Origin of the sequence: Corallococcus sp. CA049B, from assembly GCF_003611685.1 — a bacterium.
Classification (GTDB): Bacteria; Myxococcota; Myxococcia; order Myxococcales; family Myxococcaceae; genus Corallococcus; species Corallococcus coralloides.
The window spans coordinates 1-5,186 of record NZ_RAWC01000356.1 but is presented as its reverse complement, the minus strand read 5'-3'; the positions used below and the strand labels follow the sequence as shown (position 1 = coordinate 5,186).

Genomic DNA, 5,186 nt, shown 5'->3' with positions numbered 1-5,186 from the left:
CCTGGACGCCCCCGCCGCCCTCGCCTCCTGCCTGGACTCCCTGCCTTCGGGCGAACGGCTCCGCCTGCTGGACGCGCTCTATGAGATGGCGCTCGCGGACGGCCCCCTCCAGCGCTCCGAACGCGAGGCCCTGAAGCGCATGGCCGAAGGCCTGGACGTCCCCGACGCCAAGGTCCAGGCCCTGGCCGAACAGCACCTGGGCGACGCCACCGCCCACTACCAGACGTTGGGCCTCCCCCCGGACGCCACCGACGCGGAGGTGAAGAGCGCCTACCGCAAGCTCGCCGCCCGCTTCCACCCGGACAAGGCCAGCCACCTCGCGCCCAAGGCCGCCGAGCAGGCCGCCCGCCGGTTCCAGGCCGTCCGCGACGCCTACGAGGAAATCCGCAGGCTGCGCGGCCTGTAGCCCGGGTTAGAAGGCAGGAATCCCATGAGCCAGCGTCCCCCCAAGAAGAAGGAAGCGGAGTTCCAGAACAACCCGTTCAAGTCCGCCATCAAGACGCTTCAGGATCAGCAGAAGCAGGAGAAGGAGGCCGCCGTCGCCGCGGAGGCCGCGAAGAAGAAGGCCGTCGTGCAAAAGCCCTCGAAGGCCCCCAAGGCCCGTCCGGAAGACGACGACGTGGGCCTCTTCTTCTCCGCCATGGACGGCGTGCAGCAGATCACCAACCGCGGTGAAGCCCCCAAGACGAACCCGCGCCTGCCGGAGCTCATCGACGACAACGCGGAGGCGCTCGCGCAGCTCTCCGACCTGGTCGCCGTGGACGGGCCGCTGTCCTTCACCGGCTCGGACGCGTCCTTCGAGGGCGCCTCCCCCGGCACCGACCCCAACCTGCTGCGTTCGCTGCGCCGGGGCGACTTCTCCGTGCAGGACCGGTTGGATCTCCACGGCAAGACGCAGCGCGAGGCCCAGGCCGCCGTGGAGCGCTTCCTGTCCGACAGCCGCCGCGCCAAGCGCCGCTGCGTGCTCATCGTCCATGGGCGCGGTTTGAATTCCAAGGATCAGATCCCGGTGCTCAAGGACGCGGTGAGGGACCTGCTGTCGCAGAAGCGGCTGGAGCGGATGGTGCTGGCGTTCTCCACTGCCCGTCCGCAGGACGGCGGGGCTGGCGCCGTCTACGTGCTGCTGCGCCGATAGCTTTACGCGTGGCCGTGGCTGTGCATACATGCCGCCATGGTTCGCGACCTCATTGACCTCCACATCCACGTGGGTGGCGCGGTGGCTCCGCACATCCTGTGGTCCATTGCCCACCAGCAGGGCTTCAAGCTCCCCGTCAAGAACTACTTCGACTTCGTCGAGCTGATCACCTCCCGTCCGGGCAAGGTGGGCAGCCTCGACGACTACCTGAAGATCCTCCACACCTGGACGGAGAAGATCCAATCCTCTCCCAGCGCCATCGAGCGCTCCGTCTACGAGGTGATTGGCAAGGAGTACCGGGGCAGCCGCGTCACGCAGATCGAGCTGCGCTTCAACCCGATGAAGCGCAACCTCTCCAGCGAGTTGGATCTGGACCACATCATCCACGCGGCGCTGCGGGGCATGGACCGCGCGACGCTGGAGTACGGCGTGAAGGTGGGCATCATCTTCTGCCTGGCCCGCGAGTTCGACCACAAGCTCAACAGCATCATCGTGGAGAAGGCCATCAAGTACCGCTCGCGCGGCGTGTACGGCATCGACCTGGCCGGCACGGAGCGCGACGCGATGGAGCACAGGTCCTCTCTCTCCGAGTACGAGGACCTCTACGCCCGAGCGCGCAAGGCGGGCCTCAAGTGCACCGTGCACACCGGAGAGACGGCCGGCACGGGCGCCAACGGCCTGATGGCGGCGGTGGAGAAGCTCAAGCCCCACCGCATCGGCCACGGCATCCGCGCCGCGTACGACGAGTCCGCGATGAAGGTCCTCCGCGAGAACAACATCACGCTGGAGCTGTGCCCGACCTCCAACATCCACACCAAGGCGGTGGCGGACCTGCAGGAGCTCAAGCACATCATGCAGACGTTCTGGGACCGCAAGGTGAAGTTCACCATCAACACGGACGGCCCCTACCTGCTGGAGACGGACATGCGGCGGGAGATTGAGATCGTCGAGTCCAACGGCCTGCTGACGACGGAGCAGGTGGACCAGGCACTCGCGTGGGCGCGCGAGGCGTCCTTCATCCCGGCCTGACGCATGTACGGCCTGACTCGCGCATTGCTCTTCAGCCTGCCCCCGGAGCCCGCGCACCGGCTGGGCATGTCGGGGCTCGCGGCCCTGGGGAAGTGGAACGCCCGCTGCCGCGCCATGCGCGAGCACACGCTTGCCCGCGCGCCCATGGACCTGTCCGTGGAGCTGGCGGGGCTGAAGTTCGCCCACCCGGTGGCGCTGGCCGCCGGGCTGGACAAGGACGCGGAGGCCGTGGACGGGCTGTTCGCCTGCGGCTTCTCCGCCGTGGAGATTGGCACCGTCACGCCCAAGCCCCAGCCGGGCAACCCGAAGCCGCGCCTGTTCCGCCTGCCGGAGCACCGCGCGGTCATCAACCGCATGGGCTTCAACAACCACGGCGCGGCCACCGCGGCGGAGCGCCTCAAGGCCCGCGCGTGGAAGCCCGGCCCGCTGGGCGTGAACATCGGCAAGAACAAGGACACGCCGCTGGAGCGCGCGGTGGACGACTACGTGGCGTGCGTGGACGCGCTCGCGCCGCTGGGGGACTACGTCGTCGTCAACGCGTCGTCGCCCAACACGCCGGGCCTGCGGAAGCTCCAGGAGCCGGAGGCGCTGTCCGCGCTGCTGCTCGCCGTGCGCGAGCGCATGGACCAGGTGGCCCCGGGCACGCCGCTGTTCCTGAAAATCGCCCCGGACCTCACGCCCGAGGCCGTGGATGAGGTGGTGGACGTGGCGATGGCGCGCGGGCTGTCCGGGATCATCGCCACCAACACCACCCTCACCCGCCCCTTCGAGCACAAGCACTCGAAGGAGGCCGGCGGCCTGTCCGGCGCCCCGGTGCGCGAGCTGTCCAACGCCGTCATCCGCCGCGCGTACCAGCGCAGCCAGGGCGCCCTGCCCCTCATCGGCGTGGGCGGCGTGTTCAGCGCGCAGGACGTCTACGAGAAGCTGCGCGCGGGCGCGACCGTGGTGCAGGTCTACACGGGCTTCATCTACGAGGGCCCGGGCATGGTGGACCGCATCCTCCCGGAGCTGGGCGCCCTGCTGGCCCGGGACGGCTTCGCCTCCGTGCGCGACGTGATTGGCGTGGACGCCCGCTAGCGCGCGGATGTCCAGGCGCGGATGGAAGCGGCGTGGGGCACGCTCTACTTCGAGGACAGGGCTTCTTCCGCGCCATGCCCGGCGCACCAGGCTTCTCGCTGTAGGCCGTTCCGCTGAGCCGACAGCCTGACGCGCCATGCCCGCCAGGGCCTGTTCCGTGTCTTCCTGGCGACACAGGAGACTCGAGACAGGCCCCGGGCGCTTGTCTGCCTTTGAACGCTGACGCGCCGCACCCCAGACGCCTCTTGGGCTTTCCAGGACTCCAAGGAAACTCCGAACCTGCCAGGTCCGATGATGGATCCAGGAACTCCGTCCTGAGGTGCCACATGAAGATCTCCCGCCCGCTGTCGAGCCTCCCGCAGCCCGAGCAGCCCATCCAGCGTCCGATCCAGTGCGCATCAGGACAGAGCATCCTCGGCGGCGGCCGCGGCAGCTCCAGCAGTGCCCAGGGATACAAGGATCCCCCGGACCTCTTCCAGGGTGGCGCCTCCCAGACGCGGCCGGACGATTCCATCCAGGATCGCCTCCATCGCGGCCCGGTGGGCGACGGCGGCGAGGCCCAGCCCTGCGCCTCCGGCTCCAGCGCGAGGGGCATGGGGGGCGGACACTCGGGCTCCGTCTCGTGCAGCTTCGTGCCCCCGGACGGCGGGGCGGCGGGCGCGCCCGAGTCGAAGCCGTCTTCCCCCCTGGAGAAGTTCGCCGAGAAGCTCCGCGACCTGTTCGCGAAGCTGCTGGGCGGGGACATCCCGGAGGCCTCCCGCCGTGGCCGGGTGGCGACGGGCGACAGCTCCCGGTCCTCGGGGTCCAAGCACTCCGGCAGTGGCCAGGGCCGCATCGGGGCCGAAGAGGAGCCCCCGCCGGCCGACTTCTCGTCCCGGTCCAGCCGCGAACCCAGGGCGTGATCCTGCGTTCCGGGCGTGAGTGACGGTAGGCTTGCGCCGGAATGAGCGACGTCCAGCGATTCGGGCCATACCGCGTCCTGCGGGACATTGGCGAAGGCGGCATGGGGCGCGTCTCGCTCGCGGAACGCGAAGGCTGGGAAGAGCCGGTCGTCCTCAAGCGCATCCACTCCGAGCACGCCGCCGACGTCCGCTTCCGCCGCCGCCTGCTGCGGGAGGCGGAGGTCGCCGCCGGACTGCACCACCTCAACGTGGTGCGCGTGCTGGAGACGGGCGTCATCGACGACCAGGTCTACCTGTCCATGGAGTACGTCGCGGGCTCCAGCCTCGCGCACGTCCACGCGGCCAGCCGGCCGGAGCTGGTGCCCCTGGGCCCCATCCTGGATGCCATTGCCCAGGCGTGTGACGGGCTCGCGTACGTGCACCGCTTCGTCAACCCGGAGTCGGGCAAGTGGATGGAGCTCATCCACCGCGACGTGTCCCTGGACAACCTGCTGCTGTCCTACACCGGCACGGTGAAGATCGCGGACTTCGGCATCGTGAAGACGTCCGAAGGCACGCAGACGACGTCCGGCGTGGTGATGGGGAAACTGGCGTACATGTCCCCGGAGCAGATCCGCGACGAGGTCCTGGACGCGCGCGCGGACCTGTACTCGCTGGGCGTCTGTCTTTACGAGCTGCTCGCCGGACGCCGGCCGTTTCCCATCCAGCGCGGCCGCTCGGTGATGGAGTCGGTGCTGTATGACGCTCCACCGCCGCTCACGCCGCAGCGCCCGGAGATTCCCGCGTCGCTGGTGTCGCTGGTGGAAGCCCTGCTCGCCAAGGACCGCAAGGGCAGGCCCACGGAGGCCACCGCGGTGGCGAAGGAGCTCCGCGCGGAGCTGGCCCGGCTGGGGGAGTCTCCCCTCTTCCCGTCCCGGCTGATGGAGCCGCCCACCGGAGTGCCGGCGAAGCCCCGGAGGCTCCGCCCGGCCCTGCCCGAGCCGCCCTCTCCCGAGCCCACGGAGGTGATGCAGCCGGAGGCGCTGCCCACCCTGCCCCTGGAG

Annotated in this window: 6 protein-coding genes; all 6 read left to right on the top strand. The window is 69.9% G+C overall.

Going from position 1 to position 5,186, the window contains the following annotated elements:
- On the top strand, nucleotides 1-406 hold a 406-nt coding region (locus D7W82_RS38300; RefSeq protein ID WP_158617806.1), incomplete at its 5' end, for a DnaJ domain-containing protein.
- A gap of 24 nt (nucleotides 407-430) precedes the next feature.
- The gene (locus tag D7W82_RS38295) at nucleotides 431-1,135 is read left to right on the top strand and encodes a Smr/MutS family protein (RefSeq protein ID WP_120622985.1); all 705 of its coding nucleotides are present in this window, start codon (nucleotides 431-433) and stop codon (nucleotides 1,133-1,135) included.
- Between the two features lie 36 nt (nucleotides 1,136-1,171).
- Entirely contained in the window at nucleotides 1,172-2,164 is a 993-nt protein-coding gene (add, locus tag D7W82_RS38290) for an adenosine deaminase (protein WP_120622984.1), read from the top strand.
- A gap of 3 nt (nucleotides 2,165-2,167) precedes the next feature.
- Nucleotides 2,168-3,241: a quinone-dependent dihydroorotate dehydrogenase gene (locus tag D7W82_RS38285; RefSeq protein WP_120622983.1), complete on the top strand. Its 1,074-nt coding sequence runs from the start codon at nucleotides 2,168-2,170 to the stop codon at nucleotides 3,239-3,241.
- A 326-nt stretch (nucleotides 3,242-3,567) separates the two neighbouring features.
- The gene (locus D7W82_RS38280; protein WP_120622982.1) at nucleotides 3,568-4,143 is read left to right on the top strand and encodes a hypothetical protein; all 576 of its coding nucleotides are present in this window, start codon (nucleotides 3,568-3,570) and stop codon (nucleotides 4,141-4,143) included.
- A gap of 41 nt (nucleotides 4,144-4,184) precedes the next feature.
- Nucleotides 4,185-5,186, top strand: a 1,002-nt coding sequence (locus D7W82_RS38275; protein WP_147439761.1) for a serine/threonine-protein kinase, incomplete at its 3' end; no start/stop codon positions are given.

Bases quoted from the DNA above. Each gene is read 5' to 3' on its own strand.
- D7W82_RS38295 (WP_120622985.1), top strand. From the start codon at position 431: ATGAGCCAGCGTCCCCCCAAGAAGAAGGAAGCGGAGTTCCAGAACAAC.
- add (WP_120622984.1), top strand. From the start codon at position 1,172: ATGGTTCGCGACCTCATTGACCTCCACATCCACGTGGGTGGCGCGGTG.
- D7W82_RS38285 (WP_120622983.1), top strand. From the start codon at position 2,168: ATGTACGGCCTGACTCGCGCATTGCTCTTCAGCCTGCCCCCGGAGCCC.
- D7W82_RS38280 (WP_120622982.1), top strand. From the start codon at position 3,568: ATGAAGATCTCCCGCCCGCTGTCGAGCCTCCCGCAGCCCGAGCAGCCC.